This window comes from Oribacterium sp. oral taxon 102 (assembly GCF_013394775.1).
Lineage (GTDB): Bacteria > Bacillota > Clostridia > Lachnospirales > Lachnospiraceae > Oribacterium.
Genome location: NZ_JABXYT010000001.1, coordinates 2,185,229 through 2,205,734 on the forward strand (window position 1 = coordinate 2,185,229; position 20,506 = coordinate 2,205,734).

The 20,506-nt window shown below is 48.7% G+C and carries 17 protein-coding genes and 1 tRNA gene; 2 read left to right on the forward strand and 16 right to left on the reverse strand.

The window, feature by feature from the left end; all coding sequences use genetic code 11:
- Window positions 1-47: 47 nt before the first annotated feature.
- Window positions 48-1,424, reverse strand: coding sequence for an NAD(P)/FAD-dependent oxidoreductase (locus HW273_RS09700; protein ID WP_179011909.1), 1,377 nt, complete (start codon window positions 1,422-1,424; stop codon window positions 48-50).
- Between the two features lie 263 nt (window positions 1,425-1,687).
- Here HW273_RS09700 and HW273_RS09705 point away from each other — a divergent pair.
- Window positions 1,688-1,759 (forward strand) — tRNA-Gly (locus HW273_RS09705).
- A gap of 39 nt (window positions 1,760-1,798) precedes the next feature.
- On the opposite strand, the gene HW273_RS09710 is transcribed toward HW273_RS09705, so the two are convergent.
- The 8 genes from HW273_RS09710 to HW273_RS09745 form a co-directional block, all read right to left on the reverse strand.
- Window positions 1,799-2,164 (reverse strand): GNAT family N-acetyltransferase, encoded by a 366-nt coding sequence (locus HW273_RS09710; protein WP_330604000.1) that lies wholly within the window; start codon window positions 2,162-2,164, stop codon window positions 1,799-1,801.
- Between the two features lie 95 nt (window positions 2,165-2,259).
- Window positions 2,260-3,381 carry a UDP-galactopyranose mutase gene (gene glf, locus HW273_RS09715; protein WP_179011912.1) on the reverse strand — a complete coding sequence of 374 codons (1,122 nt, stop codon included), beginning with the start codon at window positions 3,379-3,381 and terminating at the stop codon, window positions 2,260-2,262.
- A gap of 14 nt (window positions 3,382-3,395) precedes the next feature.
- The gene (locus HW273_RS09720) at window positions 3,396-4,736 is read right to left on the reverse strand and encodes an FAD-dependent oxidoreductase (RefSeq protein WP_179011914.1); all 1,341 of its coding nucleotides are present in this window, start codon (window positions 4,734-4,736) and stop codon (window positions 3,396-3,398) included.
- Between the two features lie 187 nt (window positions 4,737-4,923).
- The gene (locus HW273_RS09725) at window positions 4,924-5,775 is read right to left on the reverse strand and encodes a metal ABC transporter permease (RefSeq protein ID WP_179011915.1); all 852 of its coding nucleotides are present in this window, start codon (window positions 5,773-5,775) and stop codon (window positions 4,924-4,926) included.
- The gene (locus HW273_RS09730) at window positions 5,759-6,484 is read right to left on the reverse strand and encodes a metal ABC transporter ATP-binding protein (protein WP_179011917.1); all 726 of its coding nucleotides are present in this window, start codon (window positions 6,482-6,484) and stop codon (window positions 5,759-5,761) included. Before HW273_RS09730 ends, HW273_RS09725 begins: the two co-directional genes overlap by 17 nt.
- Window positions 6,485-6,503: 19 nt before the next feature.
- The gene (locus HW273_RS09735; RefSeq protein ID WP_179011919.1) at window positions 6,504-8,090 is read right to left on the reverse strand and encodes a metal ABC transporter solute-binding protein, Zn/Mn family; all 1,587 of its coding nucleotides are present in this window, start codon (window positions 8,088-8,090) and stop codon (window positions 6,504-6,506) included.
- Between the two features lie 78 nt (window positions 8,091-8,168).
- Window positions 8,169-8,468 (reverse strand): hypothetical protein, encoded by a 300-nt coding sequence (locus tag HW273_RS09740; RefSeq protein ID WP_179011920.1) that lies wholly within the window; start codon window positions 8,466-8,468, stop codon window positions 8,169-8,171.
- 267 nt (window positions 8,469-8,735) lie between these two features.
- Window positions 8,736-9,152 carry a TOBE domain-containing protein gene (locus HW273_RS09745; protein WP_179011922.1) on the reverse strand — a complete coding sequence of 139 codons (417 nt, stop codon included), beginning with the start codon at window positions 9,150-9,152 and terminating at the stop codon, window positions 8,736-8,738.
- A gap of 387 nt (window positions 9,153-9,539) precedes the next feature.
- Between HW273_RS09745 and HW273_RS09750 the strand changes: the two genes are divergently transcribed.
- Window positions 9,540-10,073 carry a methylated-DNA--[protein]-cysteine S-methyltransferase gene (locus tag HW273_RS09750; RefSeq protein ID WP_179011923.1) on the forward strand — a complete coding sequence of 178 codons (534 nt, stop codon included), beginning with the start codon at window positions 9,540-9,542 and terminating at the stop codon, window positions 10,071-10,073.
- 206 nt (window positions 10,074-10,279) lie between these two features.
- Here HW273_RS09750 and HW273_RS09755 read toward each other — a convergent pair whose 3' ends face one another.
- The 7 genes from HW273_RS09755 to HW273_RS09785 form a co-directional block, all read right to left on the reverse strand.
- Window positions 10,280-10,483: a hypothetical protein gene (locus HW273_RS09755; RefSeq protein ID WP_179011925.1), complete on the reverse strand. Its 204-nt coding sequence runs from the start codon at window positions 10,481-10,483 to the stop codon at window positions 10,280-10,282.
- Window positions 10,464-13,361, reverse strand: coding sequence for a hypothetical protein (locus tag HW273_RS09760; RefSeq protein ID WP_179011926.1), 2,898 nt, complete (start codon window positions 13,359-13,361; stop codon window positions 10,464-10,466). The genes HW273_RS09755 and HW273_RS09760 overlap by 20 nt, the downstream gene beginning before the upstream one ends.
- A gap of 13 nt (window positions 13,362-13,374) precedes the next feature.
- Window positions 13,375-14,205, reverse strand: a complete 831-nt coding sequence (locus tag HW273_RS09765; protein WP_179011928.1) for a carbohydrate ABC transporter permease — start codon at window positions 14,203-14,205, stop codon at window positions 13,375-13,377.
- A gap of 5 nt (window positions 14,206-14,210) precedes the next feature.
- The gene (locus tag HW273_RS09770) at window positions 14,211-15,116 is read right to left on the reverse strand and encodes a carbohydrate ABC transporter permease (protein WP_330604001.1); all 906 of its coding nucleotides are present in this window, start codon (window positions 15,114-15,116) and stop codon (window positions 14,211-14,213) included.
- A gap of 88 nt (window positions 15,117-15,204) precedes the next feature.
- Window positions 15,205-16,632 carry an ABC transporter substrate-binding protein gene (locus tag HW273_RS09775; protein WP_179011931.1) on the reverse strand — a complete coding sequence of 476 codons (1,428 nt, stop codon included), beginning with the start codon at window positions 16,630-16,632 and terminating at the stop codon, window positions 15,205-15,207.
- Window positions 16,633-16,846: 214 nt separating this feature from the next.
- Window positions 16,847-18,676, reverse strand: coding sequence for a sensor histidine kinase (locus tag HW273_RS09780; protein WP_179011932.1), 1,830 nt, complete (start codon window positions 18,674-18,676; stop codon window positions 16,847-16,849).
- Between the two features lie 10 nt (window positions 18,677-18,686).
- Complete coding sequence (locus HW273_RS09785; protein ID WP_179011933.1) at window positions 18,687-20,231, reverse strand: response regulator transcription factor; 1,545 nt, start codon at window positions 20,229-20,231, stop codon at window positions 18,687-18,689.
- Between the last annotated feature and the right edge of the window lie 275 nt (window positions 20,232-20,506).

A 20,506-nucleotide genomic window follows, 5' to 3' on the forward strand; every position in this document is an offset into this window, starting at 1 on the left:
CGGACATGGAGGAATCGGCGCTTCTTCAGAATGCGGAGCTCATGCGGTCAGGCTCTTCGCTTTTCAAGAATCTCCCGGGCAACGAAAACGCCGCTCGCGGAGGCGTGGGAAAGGGAATGCGTGATCCCACTGCCGTCCCCGATGATATAGAGCCCCTTATGCCGACTCTCCAGATGCTGATCCACGCTGACCTCCATATTGTAGAACTTGACCTCCACGCCATAGAGCAGCGTATCGTCATTCGCCGTCCCCGGCGCGATCTTGTCGAGAGCGTAGATCATTTCGATAATGCCGTCGAGGATCCGCTTCGGCAGCACAAGGCTCAGATCCCCCGGCGTCGCGTTCAGGGTCGGCGTCACAAAGGCCTCCGTGATGCGGCTGTGTGTGGAGCGCTGTCCGCGGATCAGGTCGCCGAAGCGCTGCACCATGACACCGCCGCCGAGCATATTGCTGAGGCGCGCAATCGACTCTCCATAGCCGTTGGAATCCTTGAAGGGCTCTGAGAAATGCTTCGCCACCAGCAGCGCGAAATTGGTATTCTGCGTCTGCTTCGCCGGATCCTCATAGCTGTGCCCGTTTACGGTAATGATGCCGTTCGTATTCTCATTGACAACCGCCCCCTTCGGATTCATGCAGAAGGTCCGCACCAGATCCCCATACTTCTGGGTGCGGTATACGATCTTGCTCTCATAGAGCTCGTCTGTCAGATGGGAAAAGACCTCCGCCGGAAGCTCCACCCGAACGCCGAGATCCACTCGATTTGAGTTGACCGGAATCTCCAGATCCTTACAGATCGTTTCCATCCACTTGCTGCCGCTCCGTCCGACAGAGATCACGCAGTCCCTGCATCGGAGACTCCGCTTCCCGGTGCGGATCTCATAGCCGCCGGGTATGACCTCGACCTTCTCCACCGGCTCGTCAAAGCAGAAGTCGACCCTTTCCCGAAGATAAGCGTAAAGGTTCTCGAGCACGACATAGTTAATATCCGTGCCGAGATGCCGCACCGAGGCATCCAGCAGATGCAGATCGTTCTGTATACAGAGCTTCTTGAATTTCGTGCCGCTCGTCGAGTAGAGCCTCGTCCCCTCCCCGCCATACGCCATATTGATCTCATCCACATAGCGCATCAGCTCGATTGCCTGCTTCTTCCCGATGTACTCATACAGCGTCCCGCCGAAGTCATTGGTAATATTGTATTTCCCGTCGGAAAAGGCGCCCGCGCCGCCGAAGCCGCTCATAATCGAGCAGCTCCGGCAGCCGATGCAGGACTTGATTCGCTCTCCGTCAATCGGGCACTTTCTCCGATCAAGCGCGTGCCCCGCCTCGATCACGCCGATCTTCCGCTCCGGCTGCTGTTTCGTCAGCTCAAATGCCGAGAAAATCCCGCCCGGCCCCGCTCCGATAATCAATACGTCGTAATCCATTTTCCCTCCTGATAGAGAGCCTCCCCTATGCTATGCCATGCTCTGCTCTCCTCTGCGCGCCTTTTATAGAAGCGCCGGAAGCGCCCCTTCCGCAGGCTCTCCCTGTCCTGTCCCGATCCGCTTCCCTGACCTGTTACATCATACTAAATCTCCCTTTATAAAGAAAGCGCTTTTCTCCCTGCATCCGAAAAAAACATAGTGCGGTAATTCAGGGCTTGACATCCCTCTGTTTTTTTAGTAAGGTATAGAAGTTCTGAAATACTGCGCGAGTAGTAGAGTGGTACTACGTCTCCTTGCCAAGGAGAAGGTCGCGGGTCCGATTCCCGTCTCGCGCTCGATTGAAAAAGAAGGGGAGGTGTTGCTTCCCCTTCTTTTTATTTTTCTTTGTATTTTTTCATCAAATGCCGCAGCTGCGGCATTTCCGGCGTTTCCACTATGGAAAAGCCCAGCGCCTCATAGAGGCTTCTCGCGGTCTTATTCCGATCATAAACAGTCAGAGAAATGCTTCCGATGCCCTCCTCTTCGAATACACATTCTATCAGTGCCTGCAGCGCCCGCTTTCCGAAGCCTCTTCCGGTTCGATCGGGATCGATGAGGAACCTCCCGATATGCACATTATCCTGCTCACGGCGAATTCTCTGTATGACTCCCAGAAATACATCCCCTTCAAAGATAGAGAACACCCCCTCCAATGCGCGCAGCTTCTCAGGACACAGCGGATAGGATATCCTATCCCCCATCCACTGCTCCTGAAAAGCGCTCCCTCTTTGATTAGACCAGCTGCACAGCAGCGCGGCATTCCGTTCCCCGATGCCTTTTTCGAGCCGGATTCCCATCAGCCAAGCTCCGCCCGGCTGCGCTCCAGCGCCGCTGCGATAACCTGATCCATATCATAGTAACGGTACTCTCCGAGACGCCCGCCGAAGAGGACGCGCTCCTCCTTCTCCGCGAGCGCACGGTAGCTCTGATAGAGCGTGCCGTTCTTCTCATCATTGACCGGGTAATACGGCTCGTCTCCGGGCTTCCACTCCGAGCTGTACTCCCGGCTGATTACCGTCTTCGGGAGCTCCCGTCCCTCCCTGTCCTTCCCGAACGTGAACCATTTATGCTCAATGATCCGTGTCCACGGCGTCTCCCGGTCGGTGTAGTTTACAGCGGCATTTCCCTGGAAATTCGGGATATCCAGCGTCTCCGTCTCGAAACGAACGGAACGATATTCCAGCGTGCCCAGACGGTAGCCGAAGTAGGCATCCACCGCACCGGTGTACAGCACTCGGTCTGCCATAGCATTCCACCGCTCCCGATCCGAGAGATAGTCCGTATTCAGACGCAGCTCTGTATCGCCGAGCAGATTCTCCACCAGCGCCGTATAGCCATCCTTCGGGATTCCCTGATAGAGCGCATTGAAGTAGTTGTTGTCGAAGGTAAAGCGCACCGGAAGCCGCTTGATAATGAACGCCGGAAGCTCCGTGCACGGACGCCCCCACTGCTTCTCCGTATAGCCCTTGATCAGCTTCTCATAGATATCCGTCCCGACCAGACGGATCGCCTGCTCCTCGAGGTTCTTCGGCTCCGTGATGCCTGCCGCGCTCCTCTGCCGCTCGATCTCCGCCGCGGCCTCCTCCGGCGTCACGACATTCCACATTTTATTAAAGGTATACATATTGAAGGGAAGCGAATAGAGCTCTCCGCGGAAGTTCGCTACCGGCGCATTCGTGAAGCGGTTGAACTCTGCGAAGCGGTTCACATAGTCCCAAACCGTTCTGTCATTCGTATGGAAGATATGCGCGCCGTACTGGTGAACCTGTATACCCTCTACTTCCTTCGTATAAACATTTCCGGCAATCTGCGCTCTTTTGTCAATAACAAGCACGCGCTTTCCCGCCTTCCCCGCCTCCTGCGCGAAGACGGCGCCGTAGAGTCCCGCACCGACGATCAGATAATCATAATGTTCCATGTTCTCCGTCCTTATCAAAGCGCGAATAGATCATTCAGGCTCTCCGACATCGTCGGATGCGTAAAAATGAAGTCCCGCAGCACCGTGTATTTCATCCGCTGATCGATCGCCAGCTTCACCATATTGATAAGCTCATGGGACTCTGCGCAGAACAGCTCCGCACCGAGGATATAGCCCTCCGGATCGATCAGCGCTTTCAGCATTCCCTCCGTCCTGCGAAGCACCTTCGCCTTCGGAATCGACGCAGCAGGCATCGATACAACGCGGTAGGAAAGCCCCCTCTTTGTTGCCTCCACTTCATTGAGACCCACCCGGGAAAACGGCGGAGTCAGAAATACGGAATAGGAGAAGGCGCCCCGGTTTTCCGTCGTCCGCCCGCCCTCACTGAGCAGCGCCGAGAGCACAATGCGGCTGTCATCCAGCGAAATATAGGTGAACTGCAGCTTGCCGCAGACATCTCCGGCAGCCCAGATATGCTCTGCCGTAGTCCGAAGATGTGCGTCTGTCTCCACCGCGCCGCGCAAAGAGAGCTGCACGCCCGCCCGCTCCGCGTGGAGCGCCTCCGTGTTCGGGCGGCGTCCGGTCGCAAGCAGGATCGCATCACTCTCAAGAGAGGCTTCCGCACCCCCTATGCTATAATGCAGCGTCCCGCCCTCTATCCGGTGAATACCGACGCCGCGGAGGATCCGGATGCCCTTTGCCTCCAGCACTGCCTGAATGCTCTCCGCAATATCCCTGTCCTCTCTCGGCAGGAAGAGATCTCCGTCCTGCAGGATCGTCACACGGCTCCCGAAATCCGCATACATGGAAGCGAATTCCAGCCCGATATAGCCGCCTCCCACGATACTGAGCCGCTCCGGAAGCTCCGAAAGTGCCATGATCGTCTCCGACAGGAATACCTTTCCGCTCTCCCGCACCCCGGTGATCTCCGGAATCACCGGTACGGAGCCGGTATTGATCAGAAATTTCTCCGCCGAAAGCGTAAGACACCCGCCGGCGCTCTGCACCTCGATATGGTGGCTGTCAGTGAAGGAAGCGATTCCGTCAACCACCTCTACCCCTGCCTGCAAAAGCTTCTCATAGTTTGCTTTCCGGAGCGCCGCAGTCAATGCGCGCTTCTCTTCTATCGTCCTACGGTAATACGCCCGCTGCGCTTCGAAATCGCCCTTCGGCGCATTCTGCGCGTCGGTAATCAGCCGCTTGGACGGGATGCAGCCAACATTGATGCAGGTTCCGCCATACATCTCTGCAGACTTCTCCACCAGCGCCACATGCTTTCCCTGCTTCGCAAGCTTCGCAGCGAGCGTCTTCCCCGCCTTTCCGAAGCCGATCACGATCATATCATAGCTCTTCATCCTCTATCTTCCCTATCCTTTCCGTTTTTAATGCTGCCCGCGATTCTTCCGCGCACTCATGGCGCTAGTTTACAACAAAATTCCTATGATGAAAAGGGCATTTCCGCAGGCGAAAGCCCGGCAGAAATGCCCTTTTCTATATCCTGTTCCATTCTCTTCTCTGTCTCTGCACTTCACCGCCCTGTTCTCATTTCCCGCCGCTCCGGAGCAGTCCTATGATATAGAACAGCGCAAACACGACGATATCCACCGCCACAATAGTCGAACCGACCGGCGTTCCGCCGAGAATCGAGATCAGGATCCCGAAGAGCGCGCAGAGCACGGAGAGCATGGCAGAGCAGATCGTAACCGCACGGAAATTCCGATAGACGCGCATCGCCGACAGCGCCGGAAAGATGATAAGCGCAGAGATCAGGAGAGAGCCGACGAGATTCATCGCCAGCACAATAATTACCGCAATGATGACCGCAATCAGCAGATTGTAGCCATCGGCATTGGTTCCGACCGCCCTTGAGAAGTTCTCGTCGAAGGTAACGGCGAAGATCTTGTTGTAGAAGAACAGAAATATCGCCAGCACCAGCACAGAGAGTATCCCGCAGAGCCAGACCTCCCCGATCCGGAGCGTCAGGATAGAGGTCGAGCCGAAAAGCGTGCTGCACACATCCCCCGAGAGATTGGAGGAGCTGGAGAAGAGATTCATCAGAAGATAGCCGATCGCCAGCGCGCCGACAGAGATCATCGCGATCGCGGCGTCGCCCTTGATCCTCGCGTTCTGTCCGGTTTTCAGCAGAAGCACCGCACAGAGTATCGTCACAGGAAAGACGAAGTACAGGTCATTCGTGAGCTTCAGAATCGAAGCGATCGCCATTGCGCCGAACGCCACATGGCTCAGCCCGTCTCCGATGAAGGAGAAGCGCTTCAGTACCAGCGTGACCCCCAAAAGCGAGGAGCAGAGTGCGATCAATACCCCGACGATCAGCGCATAGCGAACGAAGGGGTAAGCGAAGTACAGCGCAAGTTTGTTAAAAAGCAGCGTCATGTTCCAGCCCCCTTCTGTAACGGTAATAGAATTTCCCCGTCTCACTCTCCACAAACGCGTCCCTGCTGCCGAAAAAGCTCGTCTGCCCGATATAGAGGATATGGCTCGCATAGCGGTATGCTGCCTCGATATCGTGAGAAATCATAATAATGCTGATCCCGTCCCTCTGATTCAGCTCCTGAATCAACCGATACATATCTGCGGTAACCCTCGGATCCAGCCCCGCGACCGGCTCGTCCAGAAGCAGCAGCTTCTTCGTCGCACAGAGCGCCCGCGCGAGCAGCACTCTCTGCTGCTGCCCGCCGGACAGCTCTCTGTAGCAGCGGTCCCTGAGCGCCGAGACGCCGATCTTTTCCATGTTTCGCTCCGCTTCCTCCTTCTCCGCCCTGCTGTAGAAGGGACGCAGACCGCAGCTTCCCTGGAAGCCGGACAGCACGATCTCCCAGACCGAGGCAGGAAAATCCCTCTGTACCAGCGTCTGCTGCGGGAGATAGCCGATCTCATTTTTCTTCAAACCGTCGCCCATGGACAGCTTCCCGCTGATCGGCGTCTGCAAGTGCAGAAGCGTCTTCATCAGTGTGCTTTTCCCTGCGCCGTTTTCTCCAATAATATAGAGGTAATCGCCTGACGAAAGCTGAAAGCTGATCGGAGCTGTTACCGTCTTCCCTTCATATCCGAAGCCCAGCTCCTCGCAAGTGATCAAAGCCATCTCCCCTGCCTCCTTACTCTTACCGGAGCGCCTCCTTCAGCACATCCAGATTCTTCTCCATAATCGACAGATAGGTCGCGCCGTTCTCCACATCCTTCGCTGTGGTCGACTGCATGGAATCCAGCGTCAGAACACTCTGGTTCTTCTCCTTCGTATTCTGGACGATCGTATCCGCGATTTTTCCGTCGGAGCTCTCGATCTTGAGCACGCTGTGCAGTCCCAGCTCGTCCATCTTCTTCGCGAGGAAGACAACGGTCTCGAAGCTCGCCTCTGTCTCGGCAGAGCAGCCTACAAATGCCGCATAGTAGTCCAGCCCGTAATCGTCCACCATATAGCGGAACGGGAAACGGTCGCCGAAAAGAACCGTCTTGTTCGGAGCTGCGTCCACCGCGGACTGGTACTCCTGATCCAGCGCGGAAAGCTTCTCCGTATATGCCGCAGCATTTGCCATATAGCTGTCTCTGTGCGCGCCATCCAGCTCCGCGAGATCCTCTGCGATCGCATTTACCAGCACCTTCGCATTCTTCAGAGAGAGCCAGACGTGCTCATCATACTCCTTTTCCTCCGCATGGTCATGCCCGATCAGCTCGTCGCAGACCTCCTCCGGGCTGAGCGCTGCCGGGAAGAAGGTCGGCCAGCGGTTTTCCGGATCCTCGATTGCATCGAAGCTCTCATTGCTCATACGAATGTGGAAGTGTTCCGCCTCTGCCGGCTCGATCATATGGTCGTTGATCTCGACATAAAGCGGCGCGCCGGATGCCTTGTCCGCCGCCTCGAAGCGGTACATCGCCGCCTTGGTGCCGGTAGACCAGTTCTGGATATAATAGCCCACATAGTTATAGTCCGACTCTACGGTCTTGCCCGCATTGTCCGTGAAGGCAATGTGCTTCCCGTCGATCCTGATTCTGCTGTATTCCGACTCGTAGCCCTTGGCATAGTAGTCCTTGTACTCTGCCGCCGTCATCTTGCCGGACTCCGCCTTATGCTCGAAGGCCTCGTCCAGTGCGCCGGACTGCAGCAGCGGATAGCCGGACTGCCACTCGCCGGCCCAATCCGAGAGCGCCCTGTCCTTTACCTCACTATCCTCAAAGGTAGAGACCTCCTTACTGTGGTCATGCTCGTGTCCGTGCTCATGCTCATCCTCGTCTGCCTGCATGCCTTCCTTCACTTCCTCTTCCTTGATGCTGTCTCCCAGCACCGAAAGAAGGTTAATGACCTTCCGGTTCGGGTTGCTGGACTCTGCCAGCGCGTCCTCTACCCAGCCATCCGACTCACCGCCGACATAGAGGAAGAGATCGCAGGATGCGATCTTCATAATGTCGTCCACGGTCGGCTGGTAGCTGTGAAGATCCACGCCATTGTTCAGGAGCAGCGTGAGCTCGGCATTCTTCGCATCCTCGCCGAGAATCTCTCTCACCCAATCGTACTCCGGGAAGATGGTGCTGACCACCTTCAGTTTCTTCCCTGTTTCTGCTTCCATGGCTGCTGTCGTGTTCTCTGCCGCCGTGCTGCTCGCCGCTGCCGCATTCTCCGCCTGCTTCCCGCAGCCGATCAGGCATGCCGCCATCATTGCCGCTGCAGCCAGTACCGATACAAATTTTCTCATTTCCTACCTCCGAATCCTTCTGTTTCTGTCATACTGTAGAGAGGCGACTGTTCGCCGCTCCCCGGGAGACCCGGCACTCTAATCATCCAGACGAACCTTCTGGCTGACCAGCGTCATCGGCGTACGATCCGTCTCCGGAATGCGGCAGCGCCTCCGCACCGACGGCAGAAGGAAAAGAAGCAGCGCAGCCCCGAGCACCGCGCCGCCGATCTGCCGCAGCACCCGCTCTGCCAGCTGCATACAGACGCAGATCGGGCAGTCCTCCCCGCTGCACCTGTGCCCCGCCTCCGCCGCGAGAAACAGTGCGGACAGGAGAAACGCAAGGAGCAGGAAAAGACAGAGCAGATACACGGTATATTTCTGTTTGTTTTCCTGCATCGCTTCGCCCTCCCTTCTCTTCCCTGTATCGACCGGCTCCGGCTGCCGCCCCTGTATCTTTTAAATTTGAAAACTGTTTTCAAATTTTACAACGCTTCCCCTGCCTTGTCAATATGAAAACCAATTTCACATTTGATATCGGAGCATACGCATACCATGCTTTCCAAAAATGTGTATCGTCGGACACATCGCAAAAATAGGGGCTGTGGCAAAACGAGAAATCGTTTTGCCACAGCCCCTATTTCCTATGCTATATCACATTTTATTTCAGTCTACAGAAATCATGACATTCGTTGCCTTGATAACCGCAACCGCTTCCTTGCCCGGCACGAGTCCCAGCTCCTTCACCGCTTCCATCGAAATGGTGGATGTGATTCCAATTCCGCCTGCCGTATCCAACTTAACAATGGAATTGACGGTGCCATCCTTTACCGATACCACAGTTCCCTTGATCTGATTCCGCGCGCTGATCTTTACGAAGTCCAGCGCCATCATTACGTCCGTCGCTTTCACAACGGCTGTCGCGTCCTTACCCGGTACGAGTCCCAGCTCCCTGATGGACTCCATGGAAATGGTTGCAGAAATACAATTGCCGCCTGCCGCCTCTAATTTCACGATGCCGTTAACAGCCCCCTCGTTAATCTCCTTTACCCTGCCTTTTATCTGATTTCTTGCACTTAACATCTGAGCTCCTCCATATCTTTTACAAAAAAAGACCGGCACACGCATAGCCTCTCGTGTAGCACGGATGCAATGCGTTCCCCGTGCCTTCGGCTTGTATTACGTTGTATGCCGGTTAAAAGCTTTTATATTATAGCATAGCTTGATCTATTATTCCATCTTCTCTTTTATTATCTGTAAATTTCATTTTAGGATTTACAGCATCAGGTGATATGCTAATCGTAACACGCTTTAATTTATGATATAATTATATTATATCCAAAGCTAACTGTGAAGGAGGCAGGCAGCTTTCCGGTAAGGTCAGTAAGCATCCCCCAAATAAAGAGCACTGCACTCGAAAGAAAAGACGAATGCCCCCAATGTATTCAAGATTGAGAAAGTGATTTAAATATGGATTACACCTATCACTATGACTCGCCGTTCGGCGGTATCACACTCGCAAGCGACGGTGACAGCCTGATCGGGCTTTGGTTCGACAACCAGAAATATTTTGCTGACACATTGGAGGATGAAGTCTTCGAGACGGCTCTGCCGATTTTTGATGAAACTGCCAAATGGCTCGACATCTATTTCAGCGGCAAAGCACCGGATTTCACCCCACCGCTCACCATGCGCACGACGCAATTTCGAAAAGAGGTATGGAAAATTATGCTCACCATTCCCTTCGGCCGAACTATGACCTACGGAGAGATTGCGGACAAAATAGCCAAACAACATGGACTTGATCGGATGTCCGCACAAGCAATTGGCGGAGCGGTCGGACATAACTCCATTTTGCTGATTATCCCCTGCCACCGTGTCGTCGGCACGAATGGGAGCCTCACCGGGTACGCCGGAGGAATCGATAAGAAAGTAAAGCTGCTCACGATGGAAAATGCTGATATGACGAATTTCTTTGTGCCGAAGAGCGGAACCGCACTATGAAACCGAGCAGCTTCGTCATCTAATCATACTGTTGTCTATTCTTACGGATTGCTGTTTCGAGCTTGCTGATTTTTTTGCAAGCGTATCTTTGCTGATTTTTCTTACCATTACTTTCTTCCCTCCCGAAGTATCTCACTGATCTGGGTTGCCTTATATGTGAGAAGCTTCAATGCCAAACGCATTCAAGCTTTCTTTCTGTGTCTTCGTTACGGCATGAACCATTCGGTACACATTATCCAGCTGCCTGCACAGCCCTTGTCTTTTAATGCCGTGCGGAACAGCTTCTCTAAGCTATCGCGGCTTTTGTACAGGTTGATCGCCTGCTTTGCATTCATCTCCTCTGATGTGATGATGGCAAAATAACCGCACAGTTTCAGCTCGTTTTGACTTTCAACATACTGGAATTTCACAGCTTCCGTGATACATCTGCTGAAACCGTTGTTGATACGACTCATGATCCAATACCTGTACAGGTAAGATATAACTGGCAACTTCATGACTCTCACGAAGCAGACTCGCTCGTATCGGCTCTAAAGACATATTAGTTGTTCCCTCTATCAAAAGGCTTACCTGTCGGAGCTTCCCTTTTCCATTTTGCGGATACGGATGCTCTGACAGCATAATGCTGTTTTCACCTCCGGACAACTCATCAGGGACAGATATGTAGAAACCACCCACACCGTGTGTATTTGCCGCAAGATCTCCGATCTCGTTGACTGCCTGTGTCTCTTCTGAAAACACAGGCTGATAATCCCAGATGTAGAATTTCTTTGAAGAGGCTTTCCAATTCTCGGGAACTTGTAACTTAACGCGTACATTTTCCCATGTTTCATCGCCACTATGTACAGCTACAAAGCGAAGCAGGAAAATATTGCAGTTCCCGCTATACAGCTTTGGCATAACAATCCCATAAGGAGCAAAGACAATCTCATTCTCAGAAAAGCTTCGTAACTCTGCCTCTTCTATCTTTGGTTCCTCTGACATGAGCGTTTCTGTCCGATAGGAGCGTGTCGCCTTTTTTCCCGCCGGTATAAGCACAGAATCTGTCTGCATTGTCTTCGAATTTCCCTCGGCTCCAGCACCACATCCACGGACGATAAATCGTAACCGGAAATCTTCTGCGTTGTGATTGACTACTTGAAATGTAGTCTCATTTTCATTCTCTACGTAGTCAACATCAAAATAAAACGCACCAATTCGGCAATCGGTTAATGCATAGGAAGTGAGAAGCCCCTGCGGCATAATGGTTATCTCATGATCCAATGCATTAAGTCGTATCCCGAACCACTGTTCTACGCTCTGCTGTATCCAGGCTCCCTGTCCTTGACTGCAGCGAGTCAAGCATCTCTTTTTGTTGTATGCTCGAGGCCACCAAAAAAGTGAACCCGTCTCATCCAATTTTGAATACAGTAATGCTAATGTTTCCTTCATTTCCTGTCTGGTATGACTTCCTCCCAAGCGAAGAGTGCATCCTGTCGCGGATGGATTCATTCCAAAGTGAAGCTCTCGCATCGTCTGAAATTCCGGGTCGTAGCTTGTAATATAAAGAGACTTCGCAAAGCGGTGAAGGTTTACATATGGGACATAATCGAAATCATATAACCCGTACAATGGTGCCAAAACTGTTGCTGTGTCTTCACCGCCGTAATAGAATAATTCCTCCGGTATATAAAACCTATCCTGATCCTCACCAAGATTTGTTCCGCCGGTGATTTGCTTACCAAACGGTCCATCTCCCTCCATCGTTGCTGCCATATCGACAGGCATCTGTGAAATCAATTGCTTAACATCCGTGTTATCCTGCCCGGTCACAGACAGAATCATGCTCCAGCTCTTCAATGCATAATAGCATTGTACATTGCATCCATAATCGTATTTTCGGAATACAATTAAATCGCTTGCATAATGACTGCTGAAAAGCACATAATCTTTATGCTTATGAGCAAGTATTCCCTGATACACGCGCGCAAGATCCTCTACAATTTCCGGATTATCGCAGAAATAGCCCTTATTTCCCGTTAACTCCAGATATTTCCCTGCTATGAGTAATGGCGCAATATAAAAGAACATGCTATGATCTGAATAAAGGCTAAACCTCGGGGTATTCCTTTTTAAAAGATATTCGATCGCTCGCGGTCCAACTTCAGGGACAGAATACATAACACTGACCACATCCGGTTCAATATCAATGCCCCACAATCGAGACAACGAGTGAGAAGGTGCTCCCTGCCAGTTCGTAAGCAAATCACCAGCTTCATTAAAAGACAGGCAATTAAAATTATCTAGGATAAAGCGAATATGCATGTCGCTATATTTGAGCCCCATTGTCGTATCTTCTCGAATGCCGGATACGATTGTTCCAAGTCGCTTCTTCCAGAAATCCGCCGTTACATTAAGCCATTCAAACGCGGTGTGCTGATAAAGAATCCCCAGATTTCTGTGTATTTCATCCCTTTTGGGGGTCAGTGCAATAACGGTAGTAAAAATCCTGCTTTCTCCAGCTTTTAGTACGAAAGGGCAATAGATACGAGGATTATTGGCCTCTCCTTCTTGCGTTCCTCCTAATAACTGAACAGCAGCACAGGCCTCCGGGTGCCATAGAATCAGAAGCTTTTGGTCCCATTCGGATTTATAGGGACCTTGCGTATAATCCTCGAATCGTTTTCCATAATGCTCAAATTGATTAACAAAGCGCTGATCGAAGCCGAGTCTCACCTTACCCGTCAACGTGCAGCCGGACGTATTCGCAACTTCCATACAAAACATAACTGCAGCCGGACCGGGGATCGGATGGATAGAGGAAATTGGCGCGGAATCCTTTTCCATTACAGGTGCAAAAGAAAAAACCTTGATAGTGGCTTCAGGATAGCTAGTTCTTGTTGTTGGGAGAAAATGATCTGTGTAAGCTGTCACAGAATTCTTATTGGCCGCGCTAAGCACAAGACCGTTTGCCATTTCCAACTCATAGCGCATTTTCCCCAGTAACAATGCAGTGTCATTCTGATAATACTGCCCGATATGGCCGCCAAACTGCCCGCATATATTTTCACCGCCGGAAGGAACGGCATATATCCTATCATGCGGCGTACATATAAAATGCAGCCTTCCCATGGTATCTTGTCCAAGCAGTATTCGGCCGTTCGATTGAACAAAAAGCTGTCTTTCACTTAAAGACCAGTCTGTCTGTTCAGAGGTTTCATCATACACTGCTTTAAAATATGGCGAGACATAGGAGTTCTTCCAGAACTCCCTCCAGTCTTTATAGATAATATCTCCACGCAAATACATTTTATTTTACTCCTTATCCCTTGACACCGGTCATCGTAATACCTTCAATCAGGTACCGCTGTCCAAGCATAAATACGAGGATGGCGGGCACTACGACCAGACACGCCGCAGCCATCATAAGTTGCCATTCTGCCCGGTAACTTCCAATGAAAAGCTGTAAGCCAAGTGCAACTGTATATTTAGAATCACTATTTAAATAAATCAGAGGGCCAAGAAAGTCATTCCATGTGTTCATGAAGGCGAAGATACCCACAACGACAAGTGCTGGTTTTGTGAGCGGCAGCATGATTTTAGTAAAAATCACAATATGTGTAGCACCGTCCATATATGCAGCTTCATCAAGGTCCTTTGGTATCGAAAGAAAGAACTGGCGAAGAAGGAAAATATAGAATGCACCGCCACCCAACCATGCGGGAATAATCAGCGGTGCCAGACTGTTTGTCAGCCCAATGGTTCGAAACATAAGAAAGGTGGGGATAATGGTTACGGCTACCGGAAGCATCATGCTGCCCATAATGCAGGCAAAAACAATGTTTTTTCCTCCCCAATCAATTCTGGATAGTCCATAAGCGCAAATGGAACTGGTGATAACTACACCGCTGACAACACCAATGACAAGCTTTATAGAGTTTGCATAATACGTCAGAAAGGGGAGCGTTGAAAAAATATCTGCATAATTTTTCCATTGACAAGCTTTCGGAAGCCAATGAATCGGCACCATGAAGATTTCCACATTCGTCATTAGAGAACTTCTAATCATCCATAGCAGCGGCATCAAGCACATAATGCTGCCAATAATGAGCAGCAAATATAGGAAAATTCGTCCTGTTAATTTCTTCTTCATCCCGCCTATTGACCTCCGTAATAAACCCATTTCTTTTGCAGCTTAAACATCGCAGCTGTCAACAGCATAATAATCCCAAACAGAATCCACGCAATGGCGCATGCACTTCCCATTCGCATAAACCGAAAAGCTTCACGATACAGATAGTAAACATAAAATAGGCTAGCGTTATTCGGGCCTCCTTGCGTAATGACATAGGCTTGAGTAAACACCTGGAATCCATTGATAATTCCCATAACTAAGTTATAAAAAATCGTTGGTGTCATCAAAGGAATGATTACGTGAAATAGTTTGGCAATTCCTCCTCCGCCATCAATCTCAACGGCTTCCATTAACTGCTTGGGAACATCCTGAATCCCTGCAAGGAAAATGACCATGGTGGACCCAACTGTCCATAAATTGGTGAAGACAAGTGTTGGAATAACGGTCTTCTCACTGGAAAGCCACTGGCACGTCGGCAATCCAACAGCTTTTAGAAGCATATTTACGAGACCAAAATCCGAATTGAAAATCCAGAGCCATACCGCAGACATAGCAACAACAGGTACAATCGATGGAAGATAGAAGATTGTTCGAAAAACACCCTTTCCCTTTACATCCGCATTGAGAAGTAAAGCGATCATAAACGCGACAATAAGCGAAGATGGCACAGAAAGCGCAACGTAGATACATGTTACGGTCAGCGATTTATAGAAATATGGGTCTGTTCCGCTGAACATATTTGCGTAATTACCCGGTCCTATAAAGTTGCATTTAGAAATGACATTGTAATCTGTAAAACTGTAATACAAGCTTGTACACATCGGAATAAGCGCAAAGAAGATGAACCCGAGAATGCAAGGCAGACAAAATAGCACTCCCCAAATGTTTTCTCTTCTCCTACGTTTTTTATTGGTCAATAGTTTTTTCACAATATGACCTCCTCTTAAGAAGAGCCTGATGAACCTCGCTTTGAGATTCTCCAGGCTCAGCATAAACCGTGTTTACGTTACATGCAGATTAGGAACGATCTCCGTTGTAGGTTCCTTCTACAAGCCTGTCTACATTTGCCTTGATAGAATTCATCGCTTCCGCTGAAGTTTTAGTCCCTGCAAGCACCTCATCCATTGCGGCGGATACAAGAGTATCAATTTCGCTGAAGTTTTTAACATTGATTTCCGTAGCAACTGTCAAATTGTTGACAACAGATTCCACGCATGCCTGCTTAAAACCCTTTGGCCTTGCAGAAAGATCTTCCGAAGCCCAGAAATTCAGCTTATCCTCATCGTCGTAGTAGATCTTCTGTACAGGCATCCAGATGGTACGAAACATTTCTGTAATCTCGTCTGAAGATTCCGGATTGGTAATCCACTTATACAGCTTAATTGTGGCATCCAAGTGTTCAGTAGACTTGAAAATGATCAGAGAGCCGCCATCCAGATAGGTTGTGTAATTTTCGCTGATCGGAAGTACGCCAACTCCCCAATTGCACCCTGCTTCAGACAGATCCAGATGATTCCAGCTTCCGTCCAGGTACATTGCTGCCTGTCCGGATGCAATCGCAGAAGCTGCAGACGGCATGGAATTAGAAGCAATTGAGCTTGGTGCTACATGATATACATTGATAAGATCCGCAAAATTCTGCAGAACCTCTGCCGCCTCCGTTTCCTGTAATCCAAATTCTGTGCATTCTTCGTTTAAATATCCGCCTCCATTAGAGTAAATGAAGGACATATAGGTATTCCAGCTGGGTGCAAACATTACACCGTATTGCACGATATTATTGGAATCAAAGGACGGATCTGCTGCATTTTTTCCGTTCCCATCCAAAGTCAGCTGTTGCGCAACGGAGACAAATTTGTCCCAAGACCAGGCATCATCAGTGGTTGTAGGTACTGTAATATCTGCCGCATCCATGATGTCTTTGTTGTACATCAGAGAAGGGCAAACATTCGCCATGATTGGTCCGGCAGATTCTGTTTCTGACCACATCCACCAACAAGTGTCCAAATAATTTTCTGCTGCAAGATCCGGGTCTTCCTGCGCAAGATCAAAGAAATTGTAGATCAGTCCTTCTTCACCGAACTGGCATTTCCAAGAGGCCGAATAGCTGATATCCGGTGTCTCTCCAGCCGCAATCATGGAATTAATCTTTGTCAAAAAGTCATCGCTTGGAATATGAATCGCGTTGACTGTAATTTCCGGATAAGCCTGTTGAAACGTCTCAAGTGAAGCTTCAATAGCAGCTTGTTCTGCGCCACTGCCCCAATAGGTGAACGTAATCGCGCAAGGCTCCTCGCCATTGCTGTCCGTAGCCGCAACGCTGCCATTTGACGCCTCGTTCTGCTCGGCTGCTGCGGTGCTATCGGTTGAAGTTGAACCACAAGCAGTAATTGCTGAAATTACCGTTGCAGCTGCCAATAACGTTGTGATTAACTTTTTCTTCATAGATCCCACGTTACCCCCTTTCTTGTTCAGGACTCTCTATTTTCACTATGCTGTGGTTCTTCTGCAGAAGAGTTTTTCTATGCCTTTATTATAAGAAGGAGACGCCGTATGTTCTATCGCATATTAATGAGAAAGTAGGACTTTTTTAAGAAATACAAGGTCCTGTGAATGTATTACACATTCACAGGACCTTGATATCAAAGTGCCGGTTTTTTTATTCACTTTTCTCCATCTCAGCCGGCACTGTTCTCGGAATCCGAATTATTACCATAGTTCCGTCATTGAGCTGGGAATGATATTCCACACCGTATTCCTTACCGTATATTATTTTAATTCTCTGGTTCACATTTGCGGTACCGATAGACTCGGAGTCATTCTCCAAAATTTCATGAATTTTATCCTCCGTCATGCCGCAGCCATTATCTTCAACATAAAAGATCACTGTATTCCCCTCACATTCTGCACTGATTTCCAGCATTCCATCCTCTTGGAGATTTTTAAAGCCGTGCACCAATGCATTTTCTACAAAAGGCTGCAGAAATAACTTGGGAACCTTCATCGTTAAAAGTTCTTCTGGAATGTCCACTTTAACATCGAACTTATCTGCATAACGGATTTTCATGATATACAGATAACGTTCCATCCATTCCATGTCGTCTTTCAAAGTCTCATATATTCCGGAATGATAACAGGAATATTGCAGCATTCTGGAAAGGTATACCAACATCTTGCTGGTTGCCTGCATATCTCCATCCAGGCAGGTCCAATTGATAATATTCAACGTGTTATAGATAAAATGCGGATTCAGCTGAGCATTGAGTGCTTTGATTTCTGTGTCTTTTTGCATCAGTTTGACCTCATAGTTCTCATGGATCAATGACACAATTGCATCTCCCATCTTCTCTATTTTTTTATAGAAGAAAGAAAACTCGTCCTTTTCATTATAATCAATTTTCTGTCGAAATTCCCCCTCTCCAATTCGCTTGATGACTCCTACGACGCTATAAATCTTTTGATTGATACTGTTTGCCAGCAGAACACTCATGGCAGCCAGAACAACCACCATCACACCAAAAGCCACTACGAGGGAGAGCATGTAACGCCTTTGAATGCCACCAATCAAACCGGATACAGGAATTTTCATTACCACATTCCAATCTGTTACGGTGCTTTTGCTACAGCTGCAGATATATTTGCGTCCATTCTCCTTCATCACGAAACTTTCGCCGTTCTCACCGAATTGCCGATTTTTAAGGAGCGTCTCCGGATACTTCGCACCAGCTTCATAGTCTTCATCTGTGCAATAGACAATGGTACAATCATCATCAAGGATATAATATTCTGCATCTTCCAGAATCCCGTTTGTGTTATATTTTGTTAATACCCTCTTCATGTATTGCGGCTGGAAGTTCACAACCAACACAGGGTTTTCCGTATAGCTGCTAAGCCGATCTACACGTCCGCTGGAGATATCGTTCAAATTCAAATACCTTGCCACAGAAAATAGTTTTCCATATGGCAGATTCGCATCATCAATGTTTTCTATGTGATACATCTTTGTGTAGCTGTAGGTCGGAATCCAGACACACCTTCCGCCTGCTTCATATGCTTTCTGCGCAATCTCACTTTCTGAAAAATCAGGATAATAATTCAGGCCTTCGGCACCAAACCTGTAAGTAGAAGTGACAAGATGCGCTGAATATATATCACTGTACCATGGGATAAAATCTCTGAGAATTGATGTCACCTCCTGACTGGCCCTCTTTAATGCAAGTTCGTCTGACACGTCCAGATTTTTGAATAATTCAAACAAACGAGTATCCAGATTCAACTTTTCGGATGCCTCTCGGATAATATCCAACTGGACGTCCAGTATATCACTAGTCTTTTGCACATTTTCAGCAAAACTTGCCAACGCCTCATTTTCTATTGTACGTTGAGTGTTGTCATACAGCGTGATTGTGACAATTCCAAGCAAAATTCCGATCGTAAGAAACGTTGTCAGCAATATCTGTGTTCTCAGCTTCAGGTGACTCCGTATCATTCTCTTCCTCTTAATCTCTTGCCGCCATCCTACGGTATTCTTCTGGTGTATAGCCGTAAAATTTTTTAAAAGCACGAATAAAATAGTTAGAATCCTTATATCCCACACGTCTGGCAATATCCTTGACCCTTATCGGCGACTTATTCTCAAGCAGCAGCTCCTTGGCTTTCTGCATACGAATCTCTGTCAGATATACTGAGAAGCTTTTGCCAAAATGACTCTTAAACAAGGTACTGAAATACGCAGACGCAAAATAGTATTTTTCAGCCATCTGTTCCATTGTGATCTCATCCGCATAATTACTGGCAAGGTATTCCTTGCAGTGCTCAAATACATCATCACCCCTTGTTTCTCTTTGAAAACCGACTTCTTTTCCAATCATCAAAAGAAAATGATACACAACCTCTTGTAAATTTTTAATGCTTTTCGCTTCGTGAACACCTGTAAGCATTTGATCCATCTCATTGTGGATATCATTGACAAGCATTGGCTCCAATGCCTTTACAACGCGAAACAATAGCAACATAATCGCACGGCACAAAATCTTTGGCTCCGGATACTTTAGAGAACAATTCTCTGTCAGATATTTTTTTATCAAACCGAACGCAGCAATGATATCGTTTTTCTTTATTTTCTCCGTCAACGGTAAGAGCAAAGTGTCAGTTTCGGCTATATCTCCTTGAATTCTTTCGCAAATTGAACGGAAATTGCAATAACGTCCAAAGTCATAGAAACTATATTGCCATACACACAGGGCCTCAGCATACGCTTCTACACTTTCCTGATAGATGTTTTGATGTACCTCACCCAAATAAAAAGAAAAGGAGAATCCCGGAAAAATATCCGTAAGAGAACACGCAATGCCTTCAAACCATTGCTTGTCTCCAAGATGCCCCTGCATAACCAAAACACCAAACAAGTTCTCACTCTGTGTAAAACAATAGATGGAAACTCTTTGTACTGCCTGCTTCAGTGCCATACGAAATTCCCGAGGGCTAAATCCATGCCCTCTTGAATCGACTTGGCATAAAAAGAAATACCCTTCACTTTCAATGGGTAAAAGCTCGCGTATTCTGTTTTTCTGGTCAAAATTCTTGTCCAGCACAAAGCGCTGCATCAGATGTTCAAGATAGACATCTGCTGTTTCCTGCAGTTGGCTCTTCATATCTATCCTAATTTTTCTGTCTGCGTGTTGACTTATAACGTCCGCACGCACCTTATCCAGACACCGTTTGACTTCTTCTCTGTCTACCGGCTTCAAAAGATAGTCTGATGCGCCATAATGAATCGCTTCCTTCGCATAGGAAAATTCTCTGTATCCGCTCAAAATGATGCTTGCAACATTTTCATACCTGGAATGTATCTCCTTCAGTAATGCCAAACCACTCATTCCATTCATTCGAATATCCGTGATCACAATGTCGTAATCAAGTATCTCCATTGCTTCCAACGCTTGTTCGCCGCCCTCAGCCTCCAAGAAAATGTCCTCCGGATAGAAGGTATATAACATTTTAATCAATGCTGAACGATGCGTTTTTTCATCATCTACAATCAATATTCTGAGCATATTTTCTTGTATGATAATTTCAGAAGCTAAATCAACATTTTCCTTTCTTTTTGATTCTGTGGTTCAATACATTCAGATACTGTGGGACTTTTAATGTTTTCCTGTAGCTTTAACTACTTAACAGGAGTGTATTGCCGCTACCTTTATCTGAATTGTTTATCAGCTGGATGTGCCGGAGCTCTTTGCTCCTGAGTACTTATTTCAATCAAGTCTACGATGATAATCGCTGGTGAATGCTACAGTATCAGGAACCCGAAATGAGC

What these genes read in the sequence shown, in the direction of transcription:
- HW273_RS09700 (WP_179011909.1), bottom strand. Translation starts at nt 1,424, where the DNA reads ATGGATTACGACGTATTGATTATCGGAGCGGGGCCGGGCGGGATTTTC.
- HW273_RS09710 (WP_330604000.1), bottom strand. Translation starts at nt 2,164, where the DNA reads ATGGGGGATAGGATATCCTATCCGCTGTGTCCTGAGAAGCTGCGCGCA.
- glf (WP_179011912.1), bottom strand. Translation starts at nt 3,381, where the DNA reads ATGGAACATTATGATTATCTGATCGTCGGTGCGGGACTCTACGGCGCC.
- HW273_RS09720 (WP_179011914.1), bottom strand. Translation starts at nt 4,736, where the DNA reads ATGAAGAGCTATGATATGATCGTGATCGGCTTCGGAAAGGCGGGGAAG.
- HW273_RS09725 (WP_179011915.1), bottom strand. Translation starts at nt 5,775, where the DNA reads ATGACGCTGCTTTTTAACAAACTTGCGCTGTACTTCGCTTACCCCTTC.
- HW273_RS09730 (WP_179011917.1), bottom strand. Translation starts at nt 6,484, where the DNA reads ATGGCTTTGATCACTTGCGAGGAGCTGGGCTTCGGATATGAAGGGAAG.
- HW273_RS09735 (WP_179011919.1), bottom strand. Translation starts at nt 8,090, where the DNA reads ATGAGAAAATTTGTATCGGTACTGGCTGCAGCGGCAATGATGGCGGCA.
- HW273_RS09740 (WP_179011920.1), bottom strand. Translation starts at nt 8,468, where the DNA reads ATGCAGGAAAACAAACAGAAATATACCGTGTATCTGCTCTGTCTTTTC.
- HW273_RS09745 (WP_179011922.1), bottom strand. Translation starts at nt 9,152, where the DNA reads ATGTTAAGTGCAAGAAATCAGATAAAAGGCAGGGTAAAGGAGATTAAC.
- HW273_RS09750 (WP_179011923.1), top strand. Translation starts at nt 9,540, where the DNA reads ATGGATTACACCTATCACTATGACTCGCCGTTCGGCGGTATCACACTC.
- HW273_RS09760 (WP_179011926.1), bottom strand. Translation starts at nt 13,361, where the DNA reads ATGTATTTGCGTGGAGATATTATCTATAAAGACTGGAGGGAGTTCTGG.
- HW273_RS09765 (WP_179011928.1), bottom strand. Translation starts at nt 14,205, where the DNA reads ATGAAGAAGAAATTAACAGGACGAATTTTCCTATATTTGCTGCTCATT.
- HW273_RS09775 (WP_179011931.1), bottom strand. Translation starts at nt 16,632, where the DNA reads ATGAAGAAAAAGTTAATCACAACGTTATTGGCAGCTGCAACGGTAATT.
- HW273_RS09780 (WP_179011932.1), bottom strand. Translation starts at nt 18,676, where the DNA reads ATGATACGGAGTCACCTGAAGCTGAGAACACAGATATTGCTGACAACG.